Source organism: Sphingomonas sp. ABOLH (assembly GCF_003951715.1).
GTDB classification, from domain to species: domain Bacteria; phylum Pseudomonadota; class Alphaproteobacteria; order Sphingomonadales; family Sphingomonadaceae; genus Sphingomonas; species Sphingomonas hankookensis_A.
Window position 1 is genome coordinate 1 of record NZ_QQWV01000039.1, and the last position, 24247, is coordinate 24247.

A 24247-nucleotide genomic window follows, 5' to 3' on the forward strand; every position below is an offset into this window, starting at 1 on the left:
GACCTGTACTACCGCCGCGCTCATGTCGTCGGGCGTGGGTTCGGGGATTTCGAGGACCAGCGTGTCGCTGTCGGCAAAGGCGTCCGCCACCGCGCCGGTCAGCCACGGCGTTCCCGGCCGCAATTGATGCACCGTGCCGAACAGCCAGATCACCGTATCGGCATCGCGCGCGACCCAGAGCGCCGGCATGAGTATCGGCGGGGCCGCGACCGGGCTGGCGAGCGACAGCCAGCCGAACAGTGCGGCGACGATCCGCGCGATCATCCGCGCAGGTGCTGGACGATGCGGGTCGCGACCAGCGCGGCGATGGCGACGGCCCAGCCGATCATCGCCGGATTGGGCAGCGCCAGCGGTTTCGCCGCGAGCGACAGGACCGGCAGCGCGACCAGCGCGGCGATTCCTGTGACGGCCGCCGCCTCCGTCATCTGCCGCCGCTCGACCTCATCGGCATTGCGCCAGATCCGCAGGTTGAAGACGAGCGCGCCGAGCAGCGCGATGCCGATGGCGATATAGCCGGCATGGTCGCGGGTGCGGATCGCGCGCGCAGGGTCGGCGACCTCGCTATACCCCTCGACGATGCCCAGCACGAAGGTCGTGACCAGCGGTGCCAGCGCGACGACGGCGATGGCCGCCGCGACCCAGATCCATCGCCGCCGGCGGCGCTGTCGTTCGCGGGCGGCGCCCCAATCCTCAACCATCGACGTCATCCTCGAAAATCTGTTCGATCGGCAGGCCGAACAACCGGCTCATGCGGAAGGCGAGCGGGAGCGACGGGTCGTGCTTGCCGGTTTCGATCGCATTCACCGCCTGACGCGATACGTCGAGCCGCCCGGCCAGTTCGGCCTGGCTCCAGTCGCGTTCGGCGCGCAGAATCTTGAGCCGGTTCTTCACGAACCGCTCACCGCCACGATAGCGATACCGCCGCATCGCCGAGTTGGGCGGCGAAGGAAATGCCGCTGGTCGGCGCGGGGGGCGGTGTGGGCCGTTCGTTGCGGTCGGCGGCCATTGCGGCGACGGCTGCGCACAGCGCGACGACGAACAGCGTGTAGCCTTGGGTGTCGGGGCGGGGCATCGCAGTGACCTTCCATGTCAACGATCAGCGACAATGTGTCGTGTTTACCTGACTATGTATCCGCCGATTCGTGCTTTGTGTCAATGCTACCTGACACGATGTCGGTTTAACCTGACATGCGGTTCGCTTGACCGGCGATCGGCGATGCGGCTAGGCGCGGGGCATTCCTGCATTCAAAGGCGAAACCATGGCCGCCCCGCTCAGCTTCCAGAAAATGATCCTGACGCTCCACGATTACTGGAGCGACAAGGGCTGCGTCATCCTGCAACCCTATGACATGCGGATGGGGGCGGGGACGTTCCACCCGGCGACGACGCTGCGCGCGCTGGGGCCGGAGCCGTGGAACGCGGCGTTCGTCCAGCCGTCGCGCCGGCCGACCGACGGGCGCTATGGCGAGAACCCCAACCGGCTGCAGCATTATTACCAGTATCAGGTGATTTTGAAGCCGTCGCCGCCGAACCTGCAGGAGCTGTATCTGGGGTCGCTGGCGGCGATCGGGATCGACTTCACGCAGCACGACATCCGCTTCGTCGAGGACGATTGGGAATCGCCGACGCTGGGCGCATGGGGGCTGGGCTGGGAAGTATGGTGCGACGGGATGGAAGTCACCCAGTTCACCTATTTCCAACAGATGGGCGGGTTCGACTGCAAGCCGGTCGCGGGCGAGCTGACCTACGGCCTTGAACGGCTGGCGATGTACATCCAGGATAAGGACAGCGTGTACGACCTGGCGTTCAATGACGCTGCTGAGGGGAGGGGGGGCGTCACCTATGGCGACGTGTTCCTCGAAAACGAGCGCCAGATGTCGAAGTGGAATTTCGAGGTCGCCGATACCGATGGCCTGTTCGACCTGTTCAAAAAGGCGGCGGCCGAGTGCGAGAATGCACTGGCCAACGACGTGCCGATCGCGGCCTATGAACAGGCGATCGAGGCGAGCCATGTGTTCAACCTGCTGAACGCGCGCGGCGTGATCTCCGTCGCCGAGCGGCAGGCCTATATCGGCCGCGTGCGTGATCTGGCGAAGGCCAGCTGCGCGAAGTTCATCGAGACGCAGACGCCGACATGGCAGGCAAAGTATCCGGGGTGGGTGGCATGACCGATTTTCTGCTCGAACTGCGCAGCGAGGAAATCCCGGCGCGGATGCAGGCCAAGGCCCGTGAGGATCTGGCCAAGCTGTTCGTCGGGGAACTGGCGAAGGCCGGGATCGCCGCGCCGCGGATCACGACCTATGCCACGCCGCGTCGCTTGACGCTGATCGCGTATGACTTGCCCGAGGCTACCGAGCCGGTGCGCGAGGAAGTGAAGGGGCCGCGCGCCTCCGCCCCGCCGCAGGCGCTGGAAGGGTTTCTGCGCAAGACCGGGCTGACGCGCGAGGCGCTGACCGAGCGCGACGGCGTGTTGTTCGCGGTGACCGAAGTGCCAGGGCGCGAGACGGCGCAGGTGCTGGCGGCGGCGATCCCGGCGATCGTGCGTGGGTTCCCCTGGCCCAAGTCGATGCGCTGGGGCGCGGCGGCGCTCAGCCCGGAGTCCCCGCGTTGGGTGCGGCCGTTGCAGGGGATCGTCGCGCTGTTCGGTGGCGCGGTGGTGCCGTGCGAGGTCGCCGGTGTCACGAGCGGTGCGGAGACGATGGGGCATCGCTTCCATCACGGGGGGCCGGTGACGATCGCGTCGGCGGAGAGCTATGTCGAGACGCTGCGCGATGCCCATGTCATCGTCGACCAGAATGAGCGCGCGGCGATCATCGCGGTCGGCGCCAAGATGGCGGCGCAGGGTGCCGGGCTGACCTTGGTCGAGGATGAAGGGCTGCTGGCGGAGAATGCCGGGCTGACCGAATGGCCGGTGCCGTTGCTGGGGCGGTTCGACGAGGCGTTTCTCAGCGTTCCGCCCGAGGTCATCCAGCTGACCGCGCGGGTGAACCAGAAGTACTTCGTTTGCCGCGACGCGGAGGGCAAGCTGGCGAACGCGTTCGTCTGCACCGCCAATATCGATGCGGCGGACGGCGGCGAGCGGATCGTCGCGGGCAATGCTAAGGTGCTGGCGGCGCGGCTGTCGGATGCGAAATTCTTCTACGAAACCGATCTGAAGACGCGGCTGGAGGACCAGCTGCCCAAGCTCGAGAAGATCGTGTTTCATGAGAAGCTGGGCACGGTCGCCGACAAGGTCGAGCGGGTGGCGAAGCTGGCGCGGTGGCTGGTTGAAAGCGGCGTAGTAAAGCCCTCTCCCCTTCAGAGGAGAGGGTTGGGAGAGGGGGCTTCCACCGAAGCCTCGGCTCCTGCGGACAGCCCCCTCTCCCCGGCCAGTTCCGAGTCAACAGCGCCCCGCGCTGTTGAGGTTGTGCCGGGGGCACAACCGACCCGGAACTCCCCTGAAGGGGAGAGGGAGACGTTGGCCGATATGGCCGAACGCGCCGCGCGGCTGGCCAAGGCCGATCTGGTCACCGGCATGGTCGGCGAGTTCCCCGAATTGCAGGGGCTGATGGGCGGCTATTATGCCGCCGCGCAGGGCGAGCCGGCGGAAGTCGCCGAGGCGGTGCGCGATCACTACAAGCCGGTCGGGCAGGGGGATGACGTTCCGACCGCGCCGGTGACGGTTGCGGTGGCGCTAGCGGATAAGCTGGATACGATTGCCGGATTTTTCAGTCGTGGGATGAGGCCGAGTGGATCGAAAGATCCATTCGCTCTGCGCCGCTCCGGTATCGCAATTATCGCTTTGCTGACCCAAAACAAGCTGCGGGTGAATTTGAATGAGATACTCAATACAGCTTTAACTCAGTATATCATTGCTGGCGCCGTAAAGTCGGTTCCAGCCAACAGCGTTCGACTCAATGATGACGGTAAGATGATTCCGCCGGGACCTCTTGTCGGAAGCGAAGACGGTACCGCTGCGCAACTGTATCATGTTGGAGGGCGGTATATCGAGGTGGCGTTGAGTGCGTCAGACGCCAAAAAATTTAACGAGGATGTTGAAGTAGCTGGTCGACTTTTCGACAGCATTGATGAAATTATCGACTTCTTCGCCGACCGCCTGAAAGTCCAACAGCGCGAGGCGGGCGTCCGCCACGACCTGATCGACGCCGTCTTCGCGCTGGGCGGCGAGGACGATCTCGTCCGCCTGCTCGCCCGCGTCCATGCGTTGCAGGCGTTCGTCACGACCGAGGACGGGGCGAACCTGCTCGCGGGGTATAAGCGCGCGGCGAATATCCTGAAGAAGGAAGCGCCCGGCGCCAGCAAGCATATCCCCGAAACCGGCGAGGAAGATCCGCTTGCCATGGTCGAGGACCCCGACTTCGCGCCGGTCGTCGCCGAACTGGCGCGGACCGAGCGCGAGGCGCGCGACTATGATCGCGAGCCGGCCGAAGCGGCGCTGATCGCGGCGCTCGATGCAGCCGAGCCGCAGGCGGAAAAGGCGGTCGAGGCGGAGGATTTCGCCGGGGCGATGGCGGCGCTTGCGACGCTGCGCGCGCCGATCGACGCCTTCTTCACCGACGTCACGGTCAACGATGCCGACCCGCACAAGCGCACCGCGCGGTTGGCGCTGCTGGCACGGGTGCGCGATGCGGTGCACCGGGTCGCCGATTTTTCGAAAATCGAGGGCTGACCTATCGGTTTAACCCGTTTAACGGGGTGGGGAGCGGAGGGTGATTCGTCACACTCCGATGCTAACCCCGTGGCCGTCGGCCCGGATGGAAGGGAACGAGCATGACGCAGTATGTCTATCGGTTCGGCGGCGGGGTTTCGGACGGAGGGTCGGGCGACAAGACGCTGCTGGGCGGCAAGGGCGCGAACCTGGCGGAGATGGCGTCGATCGGGCTGCCGGTGCCGCCGGGCTTCACCATCGCGACGACGATGTGCACCCGCTATTACGAGGATGGCGAGACCTTCCCTGATTCGCTGCGTGACGAAGTCGCCACCGGCATCGCGCATATCGAGGGGATCACCGGCAAGCGCTTCGGCGACGAAGCCGACCCGCTGCTGGTGTCGGTCCGCTCAGGCGCGCGGGTGTCGATGCCGGGGATGATGGACACGGTGCTGAACCTGGGTCTCAACGACCGGACGGTCGAGGGGCTGGCGGCGGTGTCGGACGATGCGCGCTTCGCCTGGGACAGCTATCGCCGCTTCATCCAGATGTATTCGGACGTGGTGCTCGAACTCGACCATGGCCGGTTCGAGGAAGCGCTGGAGATCGCGAAGGAAGATCGCGGCTATTATCTCGACACCGACCTGACCGCCGACGACTGGCGGGCGCTGGTCGCGCAGTACAAGGACATCGTCGTCGAGCTGTGGGGCAAGCCGTTCCCGCAGGACGTGCACGACCAGTTGTGGGGCGCGATCGGCGCGGTGTTCGGGTCGTGGCAGGCGGACCGCGCCAAGGTCTATCGCCGGTTGAACGACATTCCCGGCGACTGGGGTACGGCGGTCAACGTGCAGGCGATGGTGTTCGGCAATATGGGCGACACGTCGGCGACCGGCGTGGCCTTCACCCGCGATCCGTCGACCGGCGCCAACGCCTATTACGGCGAATTCCTGATCAACGCGCAGGGCGAGGACGTGGTCGCGGGTATCCGCACGCCGCAATATCTGACCACCGCGGCGCGGGCGGCGGCGAACGCCAAGCCGCTGTCGATGGAAGAGGCGATGCCCGACGCCTATGCCGAGCTGGCGGCGGTGTTCGACCGGCTGGAGCGGCATTACCGCGACATGCAGGACATCGAATTCACGGTGCAGCAGGGCAAGCTGTGGATGCTGCAGACGCGGTCGGGCAAGCGCACCGCGAAGGCCGCGCTGAAGATCGCGGTCGACATGGCCGAGGAAGGGCTGATCAGCCGCGAGGAGGCGATCGCGCGGGTCGATCCGCAGGCATTGGACCAGCTGCTCCACCCGACGCTCGACCCGAAGGCGGCGCGCGACGTGCTGACCAAGGGGCTGCCGGCCTCGCCGGGGGCGGCGAGCGGCATCGCAGTGTTCGACAGCGACACCGCCGAGCGGCGTTCGAACGCCGGTGACGCGGTGATCCTGATCCGTACCGAAACCAGCCCGGAAGACATTCATGGCATGCATGCGGCGCGCGGCATCCTGACCGCACGCGGCGGCATGACCAGCCACGCCGCCGTCGTGGCGCGCGGCATGGGCCGTCCCTGCGTGTCGGGTGCGGGCAGCATCTCGATCGATGCCAAGGCGGGCGTAATGAAGGTCGGTTCGCGCGAAATCCGCGAGGGCGATATCGTCACCATCGACGGCGCGACCGGCGAGGTGATGGCAGGCGCGGTCGCGACGGTGCAGCCCGAACTGGCCGGCGATTTCGGCACGCTGATGGAATGGGCCGATGGCGTCCGCCGCCTGAAGGTGCGGACCAATGCCGAAACGCCGCTCGATTGCCGCACCGCGCGCGATTTCGGGGCGGAGGGGATCGGGCTGTGCCGCACCGAGCACATGTTCTTCGAACAGTCGCGGATCACCGCCGTGCGGCAGATGATCCTCGCCGAGGACGAGGCCGGGCGTCGCGTGGCGCTCGACAAGCTGCTGCCCGAACAGCGCAGCGACTTCGTCGAGATTTTCGAGGTGATGGTCGGTCTGCCGTGCACCATCCGCCTGCTCGACCCACCGCTGCACGAATTCCTGCCGCATGAAGAAGCCGAGTTCGCCGAGGTCGCGCAGGCGGCGGGGATCGAGGTCGAACAGCTCAAACGCCGCGCGGCCGAGCTGCACGAATTCAACCCGATGCTGGGCCATCGCGGTTGCCGGCTGGGCGTGACCTACCCAGAAATCTACGAGATGCAGGCGCGGGCGATCTTCGAAGCGGCGGTGATCGTCGCGGAGAAGTCGGGCGAGGCGCCGATCCCCGAGGTGATGATCCCGCTGGTCGGCACCAAGCGCGAGCTGGAGCTGATGAAGACGGTGGTCGACAAGGCGGCGGAAGCCGTGTTCGCCGACAAGGGCCGCCGAATCGAGTATCTGGTCGGCACGATGATCGAACTGCCGCGCGCTGCCCTGAAGGCCGGGGAGATTGCCGAGGCCGGGCAGTTCTTCTCGTTCGGGACCAACGACCTGACGCAGACGACGCTGGGCGTCAGCCGCGACGATGCCAGCCGGTTCCTGGGCGCCTATGTCGAAAAGGGCATCTATGCCCGCGATCCGTTCGTCTCGATCGATGTCGAGGGCGTGGGCGAACTGATCGAGCTGGCCGCCGAGCGGGGGCGCAAGACCCGGAGCGACATCAAGCTCGGCATCTGCGGCGAACATGGCGGCGATCCGGCGTCGATCGCCTTCTGCGAAAAGGTCGGGTTGGACTATGTGTCGGCCAGCCCCTATCGCGTGCCGATCGCCCGGTTGGCGGCGGCACAGGCCGCATTGAAGAAGTGAGAAGCGTAATGACGAACGATGCGGCAGCGGTGACGAAGGACGGGTTCGACCGTATCGGCCCGTTTCACCCGGCGTTCGTCTGGGGCGCGGTGATCGTGTTCGACCTGCTCGTCGTGCTCGCGCTGCTGCTGGCGGTCACCAAGATCGGCGACAAGGTCGAGGATGTGGTGTTCCCCGGCGGTCCGGAATGGGTGACCTTCTGATCGCGACCCGCCCCGGCGCAAACCGGGGCGGGGTGCAGCCTCAATAGGCGGCGGTGAAGCGGGCGCGCGGGTGACGATGCGCCTCCAGCTCGTCGACCATCGCGATGGCATAATCGGCGAAGCTGATCCGGCTGACCCCGGCATCGTCGGTCACCAGCGTATCGGTGCCGAGCCGATAGCGGCCGGTGCGCTCGCCCGGCTCGATCAGCGCGGCGGGCGAGAAGAAGGTCCAGTCGATATCCTCGACCGAGCGCAGCGCGTCGAGAAAGGCGATGCCACCCATCGCGAACTCGCGCCATTCGGCCGGGAAGTCGGGCGAATCGATCAGCCGCACGCCGGGCGCGACCTCCAGGCTGGCCGCGCCGCCGGTGACCAGCAGCCGTCCGACGCCGGCCTTGCGGAGCGCTGCGAGCAAAGTATCGGCGGTGACGTCGAAATGCAGTGCGCTGATGACCGCGTCGGCGCCGGCGATCAGCGGGCCGAGTACCACGGGATCATGCGCGTCGCCCGCCAGCCGGGTCACGCCGGGCAGGTCCGGGATCGCATCGGGCTTGCGGGCGATCGCGCGGACGCTGTGGCCGCGACGGGCCAGCTCCCGCGTGATCTCCGAACCGGCATTGCCGCTTGCGCCCAGTACCGCAACATCCATCGTCAGTCTCCTGTGGTATCCAATGGTGACTAAGTGCTATGGGGATACCGATGACGCAAGACGGCACTTTTCCGATACAAGGTAACCCGGTGGAAACCGCGTGGCTGAAGGGCGACGTGTTCGCCGCCGATTGCCCGACACGGCTGTTGCTCGACCGGATCGGCGACAAATGGAGCGTGCTGGTGCTGCTGTTGCTGGGCGAGGAGCCGTATCGCTTCAACGAACTGAAACGGCGGATCGCCGGTGTGTCGCAGAAGATGCTGAGCCAGACGCTGCGCATGCTGGAGCGCGACGGGCTGGTGACGCGGCATGTCGTCGCGACCAAGCCGGTCAGCGTCAGCTATGCGATCACGCCGCTGGGCGGCGAATTGATCGATGCGCTGCGGGCGTTGATGACGTGGTCGGAAGCGCGGATCGGGGCGGTGCTGTCGGCGCAGCGAGCCTTTGACGCGCGGGAAGGTGCGGCAGGCTAGGCCGGATCGTTAAGGAAACGTCACCCCGCGACAAGCCCGGAGTGACCATAGCCCGATCAGCCCCAGCGGCTGCGATGGTCGTCGTCGCGGCCTTCGCGCAGCATCGCCGCCTGTTCGCGCCAATGTTCGGCGTCGATCGTGCCCGGACGCAGGCGCAGATCGTCCTCGAGCGCGCGTTCGTCGGCTTCGGTCAGCTGCTCGATCGCACGATAGGTCTTGATCCCGCGCTGGCCGAGTGCCCGTTCGAGGTCGGCATCGATGCCGCGAATGCGCGACAGATTGTCGCCGCCCCAGCCGAAGAAACCGCCGCCGCTGCTGCTGGCCGCGGCCGCGCCGGTGGCGGCCGTCGCGGCGGTCGCGGTGGCGGTGCTGCGTTCCTTGGCCAGCCGGTCGCGTTCGGCCTCCACTTCGCGCAGACGTTCGTCGCGGGTCTTCAGGTCGGCGGCGACTTCGGCGCGATACGCCTTGTGCGCGGCTTCCTCGTCGCGATAGCGCTGCTTCCATTTCTTGCCGCCCGAAGACGATGCGAGGCCGAAGAACCAGCCGGCAAGCAGCAACAGGGCAAGGACCGCGAACTGGGTCGGCGTCTGGAACAGCATCGTGCAAGCCCCTCTGATTGGTTACGGGGCGATAACGGACGGGGCGGGGCGGCGTTCCCGCCGGCCCCGATGGCTATTTCCCGAACGCGTCGCTGATGCTGCAGGCCGCCGGCCCCAGGATGACGACGAACAGGGTGGGGAGGATGAAGAGGATCAGCGGCACGGTCATGATCGCGGGCAGGCGGGCGGCCTTTTCCTCGGCGCGCATCATGCGTTCGTTGCGGAATTCGGCCGACAGCACGCGCAGCGCGGAGGCGAGCGGGGTGCCGTATTTCTCGGTCTGGATCATGGTCGTGACCACGCCCTTCACTGCGTCGAGGTTGATGCGCATCGCGAGGTTTTCGAACGCCTGACGCCGTTCGGTCAGGAAGCCCAGCTCGATCGCGGTCAGCGAGAATTCCTCGCCCAGTTCGGGATAGGCGCGGCCCAGTTCGCGCGCGACGCGGGTGAAGGCGGCGTCGACCGTCAGGCCGGCTTCGGCGCAGATCACCAGCAGGTCGAGCGCGTCGGGGAGCCCCTTGCGGATCGCGTCCGACCGTTTGGTGATCTTGTTCTTCAGATAGATGTCGGGCGCCTTATAGCTGAGGATGAAGGTGCCCGCGACCAAACCATAGGCTTTCAGCGGCGACCAGTCGGCGAAGGTGTCGGTGCCATAGACGATGTAGAGCATCGGCAGGCCGAACACGATCGGCAGCACCAGCCGGCCGAAGATGACCGCGACGGCCCAGTCCTTCGATCGGATGCCCGCCTGCATCAGTTTCAGCTGCGCGACCTTCAGCTGCGAATCCTGCAGCACCTTCATCGACGACAACAGCCCGCGGATGCGGTCGGTCGCGTCGTTCTTCTGCACCAGCTTCGCACGGCGCTTGCTGGTCGAGGCGGTGATGCCGGCCTTCAGCTGTTCGCGGCGGTCGTTCAGCGCCTTGACCCGGCGGGTCATCGGGTCGCGCGAGGTCGTGGCGATATAGATCGCCAGCATCACCGACAGGACGGCGACCGCCGACAGGATCGTCGCGACATTGACGACGTCGAAGCCGAAGAAGGTGGGGTTGGGCGCGGCGGCTATCATCGCATCAGATCTCGAAATTGACCATCTTGGCCATGATGAAGGCGCCGATCCCCATCCACAGCAGCCCGCCCATGCCCGCGATCATCAGCCGCGGATCGACGAAGAAATTCTGCATATAGGTGTCGTTGATGACCCAGATCATGCCGAACACGATGAAGGGCAGCGACCCGACGATATAGGCGGACGCCTTGGATTCCGACGACATCGCCTTGATCTTCAGCTTCATCTGCATCCGCTTGCGCAGCACGTCGGCGAGGTTGGCGAGCGTTTCGGCAAGGTTGCCGCCGGTTTCGCGCTGGATGGCGATGGTGATGATGAAGAACTGGAACTCGGGCGTGCCGAGCCGGTCGCCGGTTTCCTGCAGCGCGGCGTCGAGCGAGCGGCCGATCTTCATCCGGTCGCTGACCAGGCGGAACTCCTCGCCGACCGGGCCGTCGACTTCCTGACCGACGACGGTCATCGTCTCGGTGATCGGCAGACCGGAGCGGAGACCCCGGACCAGCAATTCGATCGCGTCGGGGAATTTGGCGGTGAAGCGCGCGATGCGTTTCTTGATGACGAAGCCCACCGCGAAATGCGGCAGGCCCATGCCGGCGGCCAGTGCCAGCAGCAGCGCGAGGACCAGCGGAAAGCCGCGCAGCAGCAGCAGGGCGAAGACCCCGACGATGATGCCGAGCGACACCTTGCCATATTGGGCAAGGGTCCAGTTGCGGCCGGTCTTTTGCAAACGCAGCTTCAATTGTTCGACATTGGGCAGGAAACGCGCGGCGGTGCGATCGGCCTTGCTGGTGCTCCGGTTGCCAATGCGGCGCATCTGCGCTTCCATCGCGGTCGCGCTGGCGGCGGAGGCATGACGTTCGCGCACCGCCAGCAACCGCCGGTTGCGCGCCCGCTCGCCCGACGGTCCGGACAGGGCTAGCACCAGCAGCACCAGCGTCATCGCTACGCCGGTGGCGAGCAGGAGGAGGGGGAGCAGGTCCATCGCCGTGGGTCCTGCGCCTATTTCTTGGCCCGGGCGGGCAGGCGGGCACGCAGCCCGGCGAGCTTGCCGATCAGCGAGGTGCCGCCCTTTGCCCCCTTGCCCTTCGCCGCGCCCTTGCCGTCGTCATCCTCGTCGGCGTCGTGCAGCTGGCACAGGTGCCGCGACAGGTCGATCAGCGGGGCCAGCGCGCGATTGCCCTTGCCCGCTTCGGCCAGCGGCTTGCCGAGCTTGGCCGCCTGCGCCGCAAGCTTGCCGTCCCAGGCGATGGCGAAGTCGAGCTTGCGTTCGATCGATCCTTCGAAGTCCTTGCGGCTGATTTCCTGGTTCGCGACCGGTTGCAGCTTGTTGCCGATCAGGATGACGGTGACGTGCGGCGCGTTGGAACGGAACCACGACAGCAACCGGATCGTGTCGCGCGCGGCGGCGAGCGTCAGTTCGGTGACGATCACGGCGGTCTGCACTTCCTCCACCAGATGCGGATAGGCAACCAGCATGCCGCGCGGCAGGTCGACGATCGTCGTTTCGAACGCGGCGCGCATCTCCTCCTGCAACTGGTAGAAGGCGGTGCCGTCGGTCTGGATCGGCGCGTTGATCGGCGCTTCAGCCGACAGCACGCACAGCCGTTCGCCGGCACGCACCATGGCGCGTTCGATGAACAACCCGTCGATGCGGCTCGGATTCTCGATCGCATCGGTCAGCCCGCGACCGGGTTCGAGGTCGAGGCCCAATGCCCCCGTGCCGAAATGGACGTCGAGGTCGAGCAGCGCCGTGCTGCGCTTTTCCTGTTCGCCGCTGAGCCATGCCAGCGAGGTGGCGATGGTCGAGGCGCCCGCGCCGCCGCGCGTGCCGATGATCGCGACCGCGCAGTGCGGGCGTTCGGCACTAGCCTCCGCCGCCTTGGGCGCATGGAGCAGGGCATGGGCCTGCGCGATCGATTCGCGCACCATGTCGGGGTTGAGCGGCTTGAGCAGATAGTCGTGGATGCCGCTGGACAGCAGGTCGCGGTACAGGCGGACGTCGTTCACCTGCCCCATGGCGATGACGATCGTGCCCGGTTCGCACACTTCGGCCAGGCCGTTGATGTCGTTCAGCGGATCGCCCGATTCGGACAGGTCGACGAACAGGATGTGCGGGCTGGCAGAGACGGACAGCGTCTGCACCGCATTGCGCAGCCCGCCCTTCATCACCTTTTCGACCGGCCAGCCATGGTCGCCGGCGACGCCGCGCAGCGTTTCGGCCGAGTTTTCGTCGCAGACGAACGCGACGAAGGCGTCGCGCTGCCCGGATTTGGCGAGGGAGAAGGGGGCGTTCATTACTGGCTGCTCCCGCCCGAACCGCCGGTGCTGCCCGCGGCGTTGCTGACCTGTCCGCCATTGCCGCTGGGCGCCGCGCGGCGCAGCGCGCCGACCGCCTTGGTGTTGACCATGGTGTCGGTCGTCTCGGCATTGCCGCGTCCGAGCACCATGTCGCCCGGACGCGCGACCATCGCCGCCAGGTTCGAATTGATCGAACAGCCGAAGTCGGACGAGGTCTGCGCCGAAAAATTGGGCTGGTAGGTGCGCGAGTTGTCGGGGCATCCCGGCACGCTGGCGGTCATGCGCGACACGACGACGCGGACGGTGCCGGGGGCGAGGGCGCCGGGCGTCGGCGGCACCGCATCGGCGAGCAGCAGCCCAACGCGGGCGGCTTCGGCGGCGATGTCGCTGCGCACCGCGTCGTCGCCGGCCCCGGCATCGTCGACGCCGATCTCGTCGCCATAGCGCAGGTGCATCGCCTCCAGCCAGCCGGCGAGGCGGGCGCGTTCGCCGGGCGCGAGGCCGGCAGGGCCGGTCGCCATGTCGAAGGCATAGGCGGAGCGGCTGACCACCGGCTGATGCACCGATTCGACGCCGCGATTAACGGTGCCGGAGCAGCCGGCGACCGCGATCGTCGTGCCGAGCGCGAGGATACGGAAAAGGGTCATCGGGGCGTGCCTCACTGGATGCTGAAGCCGGGGGCGACCGGCTGGGCGCTGCGGCCGCCTTTGCGCGGGGCGGGGGCAGCGGGAGAGGGATTGGCGGACTCCGGCACGACCGGGGCCGGTGCGGTGAGCCCGATGGCCGGACGGGCGGCCCCCTGCGGCGCCATGGTCGGTACCGGGCGCGGGGTCGGTTTGCGCTGACCGGTCAGCTGGCCCATCAGCACCCGTTCGACATCGTCGGGGGTCGAATAGGCGTCGGTCGGCAGCGCGATGCGTTGCTGGCTGTCGACCGGCTTCACCAGATAGGGGGTGATGACGATGACCAGCTCGGTTTCGTTACGGGTGAAGGCGTTCGAGCGGAACAGCGAGCCGAGGATCGGCAGGTCGCCGAGACCCGGCGCCTTGTCGATCGAATTGTCATGGCTGTTCGATAGCAGACCGCCGATCATCATGCTCTGACCCGAGCCCAGTTCGACGGTCGTTTCAGCCCGTCGCGTGGTGAGCGCGGGGATCGTGGTGCCGTCGATCTGCACCGCGCCGGCGGCCGACAGCTGCGATACTTCGGGGCGGACGCGCAACGAGATGCGGCCATCGGCCAGCACGGTCGGCGTATAGGCAAGGCTAACGCCGTACTGCTTGTACTGCACCGACACCGCGCCCAGCCCCTGGCTGACGGGGATCGGGATTTCGCCGCCCGCGAGGAACGATCCGGTTTCGCCGGACAGGGCGGTCAGGTTCGGATTGGCGAGCGTCGTCACCTGCCCGATGCGCTCACCCAGATCGAGCGCGCCGAGCAGTTCGAGGCCGAGCAGCTTGCCCGCAAGGTTCAGCGTGGTGCCGTTGGTGCCCTTGGTCGGGAAACCGTACAGCGTGCCGCCGGGACGCCCGCCATTGGCGAGGAAGTCGGTATTGGTTGGCGAACCCGGGATGGTCGTGATCGTCCCCTGCCGTCCCTGCGCGACACCGAACAGCATGCCGCCCGACACGTCGCGCGACGTCAGGTTGACTCCGATATTCTTGACGAAGTTGCGGCTGACCTCGGCAATGCGAACCTGCAGGTTGACCTGCAGCGGGGTGGCCAGCTTCAGCCGGTTCACCACGCCGATCTTCAGCGCGACATTGGGATCGCCCACCGCGACGCCCGGATTGAGCAGCGAGGCGACCAGCCGTTCGGCCTGCGCGCTGTCGGCGGGCGAGGCGATGGTACCGTTGAGGACGGCCAGCTGGCCGACCGTCGTCACGCGGATATCGGCCTCCGGCATCGCCGCCTTCAGCATCCGGTCGAGCGAGGTCAGGTTCTGCCCCACGCGCACATTGGCGGCATAGACGACCGCCCCGCTGGCGCTGGTGGCGAAGATCGTCGCTTCGCCATCGGCCTTGCCGAACAGGTGGATCTGGCGCGGATTGCCGACATAGACGTCGGCGACCGCGGGGTTGGACACCCAGACATCGGCGACATTGGCAGGCAGCGTGACCAGCTCGCCCTGCCCGATCGACAGCTGGACGTCGTTGGTCGGGCGCATCGTGCCGGCGGGCGGGGTGCCGACCCGCGCCGCACGGACCGCGCCAGCGGCGGTGCCGGGCGCGGCGAGCGCGGTGGCGGGCAGCGCCGATCCGGTGACGAGCGCGACCGACAGGGTCGCGGCCAGCGACCGGCGCATGAGGTTCAGGCGAGGCATTACTTGGCTCCTCCGACCGGCACGGCGGTCACATCATTGCCGCGGGTGATCCGCACGACCGGTCCGGCCGGGGCGGCGGGTGCCGTCGGCGTGGCGGTCATCGATCCGGCGGGCGGTCCGGCATTGCTGGGGCCTGCCATCATGCCGGCCTTGCCCGGCACCGAGCTGCGCTGGAAACGCGACACGTCGGCACCGGTCGAAAAGGTCGATCCGCCGTCGATCGGGCGGCTGGCGATACGCTCCAGCGCCGCTTTTTCCGCCTTCGGATCGCCATTGGCCGGCAACTGCACATCGCCGCTGGCGATGGCTTCCTCCAGTTCGGAACGGTTGTCGGCGATCGAACGCAGCGACAGCGACAGCGTGCCGACGGTCTGCGCGACGGCGATCTTCTCGGCAATGCGCGGCGTCGCCTCGACCGTCACGGTCGAATAGGTCGACACCAAAGTCTTGCCCTGATCGTCGGTATTCTTGTCGGTGCGCTGGTCGGTCGCCAGCACGCGCAGGTTGCGCAGGAAGGTTTCCGATGCCTTGAGCGGCGGGCCGTCGCCGCCGCCGGCCACGGTCTGCGTCAGCACCAGGTCGACCCGGTCGCCGGGAAAGACGAAGCCCGCGACCGCGCTCTGCGCCGACACCGGCACGGTGACCGCGCGCATGCCCGGCCCCAGGGCGGCGGCAAGGAAGCCGCGGTCGCCCGGCTTGACCAGCGCGCCCTGCGTGATCGGCTGTCCCGCCGGAATGGCGAAGCGGACGACGGTGCCGACCAGATTGCGCGATTCGGGCATGGCTTCGAGGAAATAGGCGTTTTCGACCAGTTCCTTGGGCCAGGGCGTGAACCGGAGCGCGGTCGCATCGATGATCGTGCCGACCGGCAGCGCCTTGGTCGCGACCAGCACGCGCGGGCCGTCGATCGGCGCCGCCATCGGCGCGGCGGTGGCGACGGGGGCCGAAGCGCCGGCCATCAGGTTGCGCGCCATGAACGCGGTCAGGCCCGCCACGAACAGCGCTCCGATCAGCAGGAACAGTTTCCGAGAATCCATGACCTAGCTGGCCCTTCCATTCGTCTGGCCGGTTGATTCGCCGTTAAACATCACCGAAATGGGTTAAGAACGGGTTCGCAATCGCGAGCATGCCGGCGACGGCGATGGCGATCCCGTAGGGAATTTCCGCCACCTGGGCCGCCCGCCGCCGCCATCGATCGGCAAGGAACAGCAGCGTCAGCCCTCCGCCCAGCAGCGACATGACCATCAGCATCGACAGCACGCCGCCCGGCGGCAGCCACAGCGCGAGTGCTGCGATCATCTTCACGTCGCCGCCGCCCATCTGTCCGGCGACGAACGCGGCGAAGAACAGCGCGAAGACGATCAGCGCGACGCCCAGCTGCCACGCCATATCGACGCCCGACAGATCGTTGGCCCACCACCAGGGCAGCGCCAGCAGCGCGATCGCCGCATTCTTCCAGTTCGCGATTTCGCGGGTTCGTGCATCCTCGATGCCGGCGAGCAGCAACAGCAGCAGCAGCGCAAGCGCCAGCCAAGGAACGACGATACCCCCCATGTCGTTAAGCCCTAGACGTAAGGGGTTTCGAAACCGTAACCGGACCCATGGCCGCCCACGCCCTCTACCGCCGCGCGATTCCCGCCGCTGCCGCCATCACCCGGTGGCAGGCGCCCGACGGCTGGTCGCACCGCCGGTTCGACTGGGCCGCACCCGCCAATGTCCGCCCGCGCGGCAGCCTGTTGTTCCAGACCGGGCGGGGCGACATGTTCGAGAAATATCTGGAGACCTTCGCCCATTGGCATGTGCGCGGATGGAGCATCACCGCGTTCGATTGGCGCGGGCAGGGCGGATCGGGGCGCTGCACCCCGGCGGGCGATTGCGGCCATATCGACCGGTTCGAAACCTATCTCGACGACCTCGCCGCCTTCTGGACGCAATGGGATGCGGAGGGGCCGCGGGTGCTGATCGGCCATTCGATGGGCGGGCATCTGGCGCTCCGCGCGGTGGTCGAGCAGCGTGTCGATCCGGCGGCGTGCGTGCTGGTCGCGCCGATGCTGGGGCTGCGCGCGCCGATCGGCCCGCGCTTCGGCGAGCGGATGGCGCGGCTGATGAGCGCGATGGGCAGCCCGCTGAGGCCCGCATGGAAAGGTAACGAGCGTCCGCATACGGTGCGTCCGCGCGAAACGATGCTGACCCATGATCCGGCACGCTATTCCGACGAACTGTGGTGGCAGGGGACCGATGCCGCGCTGCGGACCGGGCCGCCGAGCTGGCGTTGGGTAATCGATGCGTTCCGCTCGACCCGCGAGCTGCGCGCGAGCCCGGCGCTGGCGTCCGTCCGGGTGCCGATCCAGATGCTGGTCGCCGATGCCGATGCGCTGGTCGATGCGCGCGCGGCGGTGGAGGTTGCCGGGCGGTTGCCCGATGTCGAGTTGCTGCGCTTCGGGCCGGAATGCGCGCATGAAATCTTGCGCGAGGCCGATCCGGTCCGTTCGCGCGCCATTGCCGCGATCGACACCTTCCTCGACGCCCGCGCGCCCGCACCGCACCGGACCCACGCATGACGCGCAGGCGGGTGGCGATTATCGGCGCGGGGATGGCGGGGGCGAGCCTTGCCGCCGAACTGGCCGCGACCGACGATGTGTTGCTGCTGGAGGCGGAGGCGCATCCTGGCTTTCACGCGACCGGGCGGTCGGCGGCCTTCTGGTCGGAAACCTATGGCGGGCCGCTGGTGCAGCCGCTGACCAGCGCATCGGGACCGTTCCTGCACGCGCCGCCCGCCGATTTCGCGTCGCAGGGTTTTTTGCGCACGCGCGGCGAATTGCTGCTGGCGCGGGATCGCGCGGTGCTGGCGGCGATGGCGGCGGAGTTCGCGACGAGCGGCGTGCCGATCGAATGGCGCGACCCGCATGGCGTGGTCGAGGGCTTGCGGGGGCCGTGGCATGCTTTGTGGTCGCCGGGCTGTGCCGATATCGATGTGGGCGCGCTGCATGCCGCCTATCTGGCACAGGCGCGGCGTAGTGGCGTCGCGTTGCGCTGCGATGCGCGGCTTACCGGTGGTCGGCGCGCCGGCGGGCAATGGCGGCTGGAAACGGTGACGGGTGAGGACGTCGTGGCCGATATCGTCGTCAACGCCGCCGGGGCATGGGCGGACGAAGTGGCCGTGCTGCTCGGCGCCGCGCCGCAGGGCATCCGGCCCTATCGGCGGACGGTGGTACAGGTGCGGGTCGATCCGCCGGCCTCGCCCGACCTGCCGCTGGTGATGGATGCGGCGGGGGGGTTTTACTTCAAGCCCGAACCGGGCGGGCGGCTGTGGCTGACGCCGCATGACGAGACGCCCGACCGGCCGCACGACGTCGCCGCCGAGGAGATCGACGTGGCGCTGGCGATCGACCGGTTCGAAGCCGCCGTCGACTGGCGGGTCGAGGCGGTCGAGCGGCGCTGGGCGGGGCTGCGCAGCTTCGCGCCCGACCGGCTGCCGGTCTATGGGTTCGACGCATGGGTGCCCGGTTTCTTCTGGTGCGCAGGGCAGGGGGGCTTCGGGATCCAGACCGCGCCCGCCGCCGCGCGGTTGTGCGCGGCGCTGCTGGGTGTCGGCAATGTGCCGCAGGGGGTCGACGCGGCGGTCTATTCGCCGCATAGATTGTCGGAGTAATTCGCGACACCCATTTACGTTAGCGCTATCAGTTCCTATCTGGGCGCCAACACTTTGCGCAAAGAGGATGCACATGACGATCACCGGCGAACTGTTCCTGGGTTCGAAGCGCGTCGCCCGCGACGACCAGTTCCAGGCCTATGACCCCGCAACCGGCGCATTGTTCGGCGAAGGTTTCTCGAAGGGCACGAAGGAAGACGCGGAAGAAGCGTGCGCCCGCGCGGCCGAGGCGTTTCCGATCTATTCGGCGCTACCGCTCGAACAGCGCGCCGGCTTCCTCGACGCGATCGCCGACGAGATCGAGGCACTGGGCGACGAACTGCTCGAACGCGGCAGCCGCGAAACCGGCCTGCCGATCGCCCGCCTGACCGGCGAACGCGGCCGCACTTGCGGGCAGCTGCGCCTGTTCGCGAAGGAAGTGCGCGACGGCGCGTGGCAGCAGCTGCGCATCGATCATGCCGATCCGGCACGCGCGCCGGTGCCCAAGCCCGACCTGCGGCTGCGCACCGTGCCGGTCGGCCCGGTCGTGGTGTTCGGCGCGTCGAACTTTCCGCTCGCCTTCTCGACCGCCGGTGGCGACACTGCGTCGGCGCTGGCGGCGGGTTGCCCGGTGATCGTGAAGGCGCATCAGGCGCATCCGGGCACCGCCGAGCTGGTGGCGCTGGCGATCGTCCGCGCCGCGGAAAAGACCGGCATGCCCGATGGCGTGTTCTCGATGGTGTCGGGGTCGGGCCAGGTGATCGGCACGACGCTGGTCGCCGATCCGCGGGTGCAGGCGGTGGGCTTTACCGGCTCGCGCAGCGGCGGCACCGCGCTGATGAAGGTTGCACAACAACGCCCGCAGCCGATCCCCGTCTATGCCGAAATGTCGTCGATCAACCCGGTCGTGCTGATGTCCGAAGCGCTCAAGAACCGCGGCGAGGCGCTGGCCAAGGGCTATGTCGGCTCGCTGAGCATGGGCGCGGGGCAGTTCTGCACCAATCCGGGCCTGGTGCTCGGCATCGACGGACCGGAGCTCGACGCGTTCCTCGACATCGCCGGCGACGCGCTGCTCGGCACCCCGGCGCAGGTGATGCTCAGCGACGGCATCCACAAGGCGTATGAGGAAGGCCGCGCCAAGCTGGCGTCGAGCCCCGCGGTGACGCTGGTCGGCGAGGGGCAGGAACCGGACGGCCCGACCCGTGGCCGCGCCGCGATCTTCGCCGTGTCGGGCAAGGACTTCATCGCCGATCCGGCACACGCGCACGAAGTGTTCGGCATGTCGTCGGTCGTCGTGAAGTGCGCGAATGCCGACGAACTGGCCGAAGTGCTGTCGAAGCTGGAAGGCCAGCTGACCGCGACGCTCCAGATCGACGAGGGCGATTATGCCGATGCGCGCAAGCTGATCCCGGTGCTGGAACGCACCGTCGGCCGCATCCTGTGCAACGGCTGGCCGACCGGCGTCGAGGTCGGGCATGCGATGGTCCATGGCGGCCCGTTCCCGGCGACGTCGGACGGGCGCACGACGTCGGTCGGCACGCTCGCCATCCACCGCTTCCTGCGGCCGGTATCGTATCAGGACTTCCCGGAAGCGCTGTTGCCGGAAGCGCTGCGCGAAGGAAACCAGCAGGGCGCGCTGACGCGCATCGACGGGGCGTGGACGGTCGGTTGATCGATCGCGAGGATGCGATGCCGGCCTGAGGGAGCGGGCCGGCAGCGTATCTCCGTCGGCGATGTCGACGGAGACAAGGAGGCGGCGGGTCGTTGATCCGTCGCCTTTTTTGCGTTTGGATGGACCCATGGACGACGATACGATCATCGATACCCCCGAAGGCCCGAAGCGTTGGGGGGATTGGAAGAAGAAGAACCCGGTGCAGGTGCCGTCGCGGCGGACCAAGGGGAAGGATCTGCCGAACAAGGTGAAGATTCGGACAGATGAGTGAGGCTTGCGCCCCGCCGCCCGTTTGTCCTGAGTAGCCATGGAGCTTGTCGAAGGACCGTGTGGGGCGGGCGCTTCGATAATGATCGGGTGAACCATGCCCCGCATGGTTCAGGATCGTCAGGGGGACGATCCGACCCGATCATCCTCGACTTCGCTTAATCCTACTCAGCACGAACGGGTGGGTTGAGTTTGTTGACCTTTCCCCACCCACCCCGTTCGGTTCGAGCAGCTTCGAGCTTGTCGAGAAGCGTCCGTCGAGAACGGGTTGCTTGAGGCAGGCGGGTTTTCGACAGGCTCGAACCGAACGGTGGCGAAGGTGGTTTGCTGCCGATAGCTCCACTCTTGCGGAAACCCGTTCTCGACAAGCTCGAACCAAACGGGGGAAGGGGGAGGCCCGAACCAAATGGAGGGGGGAGGCTCGAACTAAACGCGGGCGGGGAAGGAGAGAAGGTAGCCCCTACCGCCGCCCGGCCAGCCAGATCACATGCCGCGCGCCCTTGGTCCCGCGCGCCCGCACGACCTGCTCATCCACCAGATACCCGCAATCCTTCAACCGCTTGGTGAACGCCGCATCAGCATAGGCCGACCAGATCGCCAGCACGCCCCCCGACCGCAGCGCCCGCTTCGTTACCTGAAGTCCGCGCGCGGAATAGAGCTTGTCGTTGCTGGCATGGGTCAGCCCGTCCGGCCCGTTGTCGACATCCAGCAGGATCGCGTCCCAGCCACCATCCTCGATCGCCCACGCCACGTCGCCGACCGCGATCCGCACGCGCGGGTCGTCGAGGCAGCCGTCGAAGATATGCGCCAGCGGCCCGCGCGCCCATTCGACGATCTTGGGCACCAGTTCGGCGACGACCACCTCGGCATCGGCGGGCAGAATCTTCAGAGCACGCCGCAGCGTGAACCCCATGCCGAGGCCGCCGATCAGCACGCGGGCGCCCTTGCGTCCGGTCAGATGCGCGCAACCCAGATCGGCCAGCGCCTCTTCCGACGCCGACATGCGGCTGCTCATCAACTCGTTGCGGTCGAGGACGATCATGAAGTCTTCGCCACGCTGGACCAGGCGCAGTTCGACGCTGTCGCCGGGGACCTGTGCGGTGTCGATCAGGACGCGCGGGATCATTGGGCCAAGGCCGCATCGCTGGCGAGCTTGTCGGCGCGCTCGTTATCGGGGTGGCCGGCATGGCCCTTCACCCACACCCATTCGATGCGGTGCGGCTTGGCGGCGGCGAGGAGTTCCTGCCACAGCTCGGCATTCTTGACCGGCTGTTTCGCAGCGGTCTTCCAGCCATTCTTCTGCCAGCCTTTGATCCATTTGGTCAGGCCGTCCATGACATAGCGGCTGTCGGTCGACAGGATCACCCGGCACGGGCGCTTCAACGCCTTCAGCCCCTCGATCGCGGCCATCAATTCCATGCGGTTGTTGGTGGTGACCTTTTCCCCGCCCGACAATTCGCGCTCGCGACCGTCCGCGGCGCGCAGCACCGCGCCCCAGCCGCCGCGGCCCGGATTGCCCTTGCACGCGCCATCGGTCGCGATTTCCACGCGAGGGAGTTCGGCAGTCTCGGTCATGCGAAGGCGGTCGGGTTCGCGTCGTACCAGTCGAGCCGGCGCAGATAGGCGAGCGGGTCCTTGCGCGTCACCAGCGCGTCGGCCGGTGTGTTGATCCAGTCCCAGGCGCGGGTCAGCAGGAAGCGGATACAGGCACCCTTCGCGAGCAGCGGCAGCGCGGCGACCTCCGCATCGGAGAGCGAGGCCTGCGTGCGATAGCCGGCCAGCAGCGCCTGTCCGATCGCCGGGTCGAGGGCCACACCCTTGGCGTCGAAGCTCCACGCCGAATGGGTGATCGCGACGTCGTAGGCGATGATGTCGGTGCAGGCGAAATAGAAATCGATCAGCCCCGTCACCCGGTCGCCGAGCATCAGGACGTTGTCGGGAAACAGGTCGGCATGAATCGCGCCGATCGGCAGGTCCGTGGGCCACGTCGCGACGATGGCATCCAGCGCCGAACCCACCCGCGCGCGAAGGCCTGGCTGAATCGAATCGAGCTGATCGGAGCAGTCGGCGAACAGCTTCGGCCAGACCGCGACGCCCATCGAATTGGCGCGGGTCGGCGCGAAGCCGGCAAGGCTGCGGTGTAGCGCGCCGAGCGCCGCGCCCGCCGCATGCGCCTGTTCGGCGGTCGGATGGCTGACCGATACGCCCGACAGGAATTCGATCAGGCAGGCGGGACGCCCCTCCAGCGTCTGGATCACCTGACCCGCGCGGTCGGGCAGTGCGCGCGGTACGGGGTTGCCCGCATCCGCCAGCGCATCGGTCATCGCGAAGAAGAAGGGCAGGTCGGCCAGATCGACCCGCTTTTCATACAGCGTCAGGATGAAACGGCCGGTGGTGGTGTCGACCAAATAGTTGCTGTTCTCGACCCCCTCGGCGATCCCCTTGGCCGAAATCAGTTCGCCATGGTCGTAACCGGCCAGGAAGCGCGCGAGCGCTTCCGCCGACACTTGCGTATAGACGGCCATTACGCGGCTTCGAGACCGCGCGGCAGTTTGAACGCGATCGTCTCGCGCGTCATCTCGACCTCGCGCTCGGTCACGTCGAAGCGGGTGGCGATGCGGTCGACCAGTTCGCGCACCAGCACTTCGGGCGCCGACGCACCGGCGGTGATGCCGAGCGTGCCGACACCGTCCAGCCACGCAAAGTCGAGATCGGCGGCGCGCTGGATCAGCTTGGCCGAGGTGCCTTCGCGTTCGGCCACCTCGACCAGCCGCACCGAATTGGACGAATTGGGCGCGCCGATGACGAGGACGAGGTCGCAGCTCTGCGCGATCGCCTTCACCGCATTCTGCCGGTTCGACGTGGCATAGCAGATGTCGTCGGCCTTGGGCGCGACGATGGTCGGGAAGCGCGCGATCGTCGCCTCGACGATGGCGCGGGTGTCGTCGACCGACAGCGTCGTTTGGGTGAGGAAGGCGAGGTTGTCCGGATCGGCCGGGGTCAGCTTCGCGACATCCTCGACCGTTTCGATCAGCGTCATCTGGCCTTCGGGCACCTGGCCGAAGGTGCCGATGACCTCCGGATGGCCGGCATGGCCGACGAACAGGATATGGCGGCCCGATGCGACCAGCCGTTCGGCCTGGCGATGGACCTTCGACACCAGCGGGCAGGTGGCGTCGAGATAGTCGAGGCCGCGCTCGCTCGCCGCCGCCGGCACCGATTTGGGCACGCCGTGTGCGGAGAACACGACTGGCACGCCGTCGGGCACCTGATCCAGTTCCTCGACGAAGATCGCGCCCTTGGCCCTCAGCGAATCGACCACGAACTTGTTGTGGACGATTTCGTGGCGGACATAGACCGGCGCGCCGTGTTTCTGGATCGCCAGCTCGACGATCTGGATCGCGCGGTCGACCCCGGCGCAAAAGCCGCGCGGGGCGGCGATCAGCAATTCGATGGCGGGGCGCGGGGTCTCGGTCATGGAGCCAGCGCTTACAGCTTGTTCGGGCGCGCGCCAAGTGAAGCCGGGCGGCGGGCCTGCAAACACGCCATTGCTTGCGTGCGCGTAAGGCGGTTCCTATGAAGCATCGCTACTCAGGAGGCGCGGCATCGCCGCACCGTTGCATAAGGTACAG

General features: G+C 67.4%; 26 protein-coding genes. 9 read left to right on the forward strand and 17 right to left on the reverse strand.

From position 1 onward, the window contains the following. The 4 genes from CA237_RS15245 to CA237_RS19730 all read right to left on the reverse strand — a co-directional run. On the reverse strand, positions 1-264 hold a 264-nt coding region (locus CA237_RS15245), incomplete at its 3' end, for a TraB/GumN family protein (protein ID WP_164523890.1). Then, positions 261-707, reverse strand: a complete 447-nt coding sequence (locus CA237_RS15250; RefSeq protein ID WP_066690241.1) for a hypothetical protein — start codon at positions 705-707, stop codon at positions 261-263. The genes CA237_RS15245 and CA237_RS15250, both read right to left, overlap by 4 nt. Beyond that, a complete protein-coding gene (locus tag CA237_RS15255; RefSeq protein ID WP_066690346.1) occupies positions 691-891 on the reverse strand; it encodes a helix-turn-helix transcriptional regulator in 201 nt (66 codons plus the stop codon). Before CA237_RS15255 ends, CA237_RS15250 begins: the two co-directional genes overlap by 17 nt. 7 nt (positions 892-898) lie before the next feature. Then, complete coding sequence (locus CA237_RS19730) at positions 899-1072, reverse strand: hypothetical protein (protein ID WP_157092729.1); 174 nt, start codon at positions 1070-1072, stop codon at positions 899-901. Positions 1073-1286: 214 nt separating this feature from the next. On the opposite strand from CA237_RS19730, the gene CA237_RS15260 reads away from it, so the two are divergent. The 4 genes from CA237_RS15260 (at position 1287) to CA237_RS15275 (ending at position 7634) form a co-directional block, all read left to right on the forward strand. Then, positions 1287-2168, forward strand: coding sequence for a glycine--tRNA ligase subunit alpha (locus tag CA237_RS15260; RefSeq protein ID WP_066690343.1), 882 nt, complete (start codon positions 1287-1289; stop codon positions 2166-2168). Further along, positions 2165-4669 carry a glycine--tRNA ligase subunit beta gene (gene glyS / locus CA237_RS15265; protein WP_126014600.1) on the forward strand — a complete coding sequence of 835 codons (2505 nt, stop codon included), beginning with the start codon at positions 2165-2167 and terminating at the stop codon, positions 4667-4669. The genes CA237_RS15260 and glyS overlap by 4 nt, the downstream gene beginning before the upstream one ends. A 101-nt stretch (positions 4670-4770) precedes the next feature. Next, a complete protein-coding gene (gene ppdK, locus CA237_RS15270) occupies positions 4771-7431 on the forward strand; it encodes a pyruvate, phosphate dikinase (RefSeq protein WP_126014602.1) in 2661 nt (886 codons plus the stop codon). Positions 7432-7439: 8 nt separating this feature from the next. Beyond that, entirely contained in the window at positions 7440-7634 is a 195-nt protein-coding gene (locus CA237_RS15275; RefSeq protein ID WP_126014604.1) for a hypothetical protein, read from the forward strand. Between the two features lie 40 nt (positions 7635-7674). On the opposite strand, the gene CA237_RS15280 is transcribed toward CA237_RS15275, so the two are convergent. After that, a complete protein-coding gene (locus tag CA237_RS15280) occupies positions 7675-8283 on the reverse strand; it encodes an NAD(P)-dependent oxidoreductase (RefSeq protein ID WP_164523891.1) in 609 nt (202 codons plus the stop codon). A gap of 50 nt (positions 8284-8333) precedes the next feature. On the opposite strand from CA237_RS15280, the gene CA237_RS15285 reads away from it, so the two are divergent. Further along, positions 8334-8756 (forward strand): helix-turn-helix domain-containing protein, encoded by a 423-nt coding sequence (locus tag CA237_RS15285; protein WP_126014608.1) that lies wholly within the window; start codon positions 8334-8336, stop codon positions 8754-8756. Between the two features lie 56 nt (positions 8757-8812). On the opposite strand, the gene CA237_RS15290 is transcribed toward CA237_RS15285, so the two are convergent. The 8 genes from CA237_RS15290 to CA237_RS15325 form a co-directional block, all read right to left on the reverse strand. Continuing rightward, entirely contained in the window at positions 8813-9355 is a 543-nt protein-coding gene (locus CA237_RS15290) for a hypothetical protein (RefSeq protein ID WP_126014610.1), read from the reverse strand. A gap of 73 nt (positions 9356-9428) precedes the next feature. Beyond that, complete coding sequence (locus tag CA237_RS15295) at positions 9429-10424, reverse strand: type II secretion system F family protein (RefSeq protein WP_066690224.1); 996 nt, start codon at positions 10422-10424, stop codon at positions 9429-9431. Between the two features lie 4 nt (positions 10425-10428). Next, positions 10429-11406, reverse strand: a complete 978-nt coding sequence (locus CA237_RS15300) for a type II secretion system F family protein (protein ID WP_126014612.1) — start codon at positions 11404-11406, stop codon at positions 10429-10431. 17 nt (positions 11407-11423) lie between these two features. Next, positions 11424-12719, reverse strand: a complete 1296-nt coding sequence (locus CA237_RS15305; protein ID WP_126014614.1) for a pilus assembly protein CpaE — start codon at positions 12717-12719, stop codon at positions 11424-11426. After that, the gene (locus CA237_RS15310; RefSeq protein WP_066690218.1) at positions 12719-13369 is read right to left on the reverse strand and encodes a CpaD family pilus assembly lipoprotein; all 651 of its coding nucleotides are present in this window, start codon (positions 13367-13369) and stop codon (positions 12719-12721) included. The genes CA237_RS15305 and CA237_RS15310 overlap by 1 nt, the downstream gene beginning before the upstream one ends. Positions 13370-13380: 11 nt before the next feature. Beyond that, positions 13381-15045, reverse strand: a complete 1665-nt coding sequence (locus tag CA237_RS15315; RefSeq protein ID WP_084401546.1) for a type II and III secretion system protein family protein — start codon at positions 15043-15045, stop codon at positions 13381-13383. Continuing rightward, a complete protein-coding gene (gene cpaB / locus CA237_RS15320; protein ID WP_066690216.1) occupies positions 15045-16082 on the reverse strand; it encodes a Flp pilus assembly protein CpaB in 1038 nt (345 codons plus the stop codon). Before cpaB ends, CA237_RS15315 begins: the two co-directional genes overlap by 1 nt. 43 nt (positions 16083-16125) lie before the next feature. Next, the gene (locus tag CA237_RS15325; RefSeq protein ID WP_066690215.1) at positions 16126-16599 is read right to left on the reverse strand and encodes a prepilin peptidase; all 474 of its coding nucleotides are present in this window, start codon (positions 16597-16599) and stop codon (positions 16126-16128) included. Between the two features lie 47 nt (positions 16600-16646). Here CA237_RS15325 and CA237_RS15330 point away from each other — a divergent pair, with 47 nt between their 5' ends. From CA237_RS15330 to CA237_RS19735, 4 genes are all read left to right on the forward strand, one after another. Beyond that, positions 16647-17606: an alpha/beta hydrolase gene (locus CA237_RS15330; protein ID WP_066690213.1), complete on the forward strand. Its 960-nt coding sequence runs from the start codon at positions 16647-16649 to the stop codon at positions 17604-17606. Next, positions 17603-18697 (forward strand): FAD-dependent oxidoreductase, encoded by a 1095-nt coding sequence (locus tag CA237_RS15335; RefSeq protein ID WP_066690210.1) that lies wholly within the window; start codon positions 17603-17605, stop codon positions 18695-18697. Before CA237_RS15330 ends, CA237_RS15335 begins: the two co-directional genes overlap by 4 nt. A gap of 73 nt (positions 18698-18770) precedes the next feature. Continuing rightward, positions 18771-20348 carry an aldehyde dehydrogenase (NADP(+)) gene (locus tag CA237_RS15340; RefSeq protein WP_066690208.1) on the forward strand — a complete coding sequence of 526 codons (1578 nt, stop codon included), beginning with the start codon at positions 18771-18773 and terminating at the stop codon, positions 20346-20348. A 127-nt stretch (positions 20349-20475) separates the two neighbouring features. Then, a complete protein-coding gene (locus tag CA237_RS19735; protein WP_162235335.1) occupies positions 20476-20619 on the forward strand; it encodes a hypothetical protein in 144 nt (47 codons plus the stop codon). Positions 20620-21075: 456 nt separating this feature from the next. Here CA237_RS19735 and CA237_RS15345 read toward each other — a convergent pair whose 3' ends face one another. From CA237_RS15345 to ispH, 4 genes are read right to left on the reverse strand one after another with little or no spacing between them, the layout of a single operon-like run. Next, positions 21076-21741 carry a hypothetical protein gene (locus CA237_RS15345; protein ID WP_066690206.1) on the reverse strand — a complete coding sequence of 222 codons (666 nt, stop codon included), beginning with the start codon at positions 21739-21741 and terminating at the stop codon, positions 21076-21078. After that, positions 21738-22190: a ribonuclease HI gene (rnhA, locus tag CA237_RS15350; RefSeq protein WP_066690205.1), complete on the reverse strand. Its 453-nt coding sequence runs from the start codon at positions 22188-22190 to the stop codon at positions 21738-21740. The genes CA237_RS15345 and rnhA overlap by 4 nt, the downstream gene beginning before the upstream one ends. Continuing rightward, complete coding sequence (gene thrB / locus CA237_RS15355) at positions 22187-23140, reverse strand: homoserine kinase (protein ID WP_066690202.1); 954 nt, start codon at positions 23138-23140, stop codon at positions 22187-22189. Before thrB ends, rnhA begins: the two co-directional genes overlap by 4 nt. After that, positions 23140-24093: a 4-hydroxy-3-methylbut-2-enyl diphosphate reductase gene (gene ispH / locus CA237_RS15360; RefSeq protein WP_066690200.1), complete on the reverse strand. Its 954-nt coding sequence runs from the start codon at positions 24091-24093 to the stop codon at positions 23140-23142. The genes thrB and ispH overlap by 1 nt, the downstream gene beginning before the upstream one ends. Positions 24094-24247: the final 154 nt, after the last annotated feature.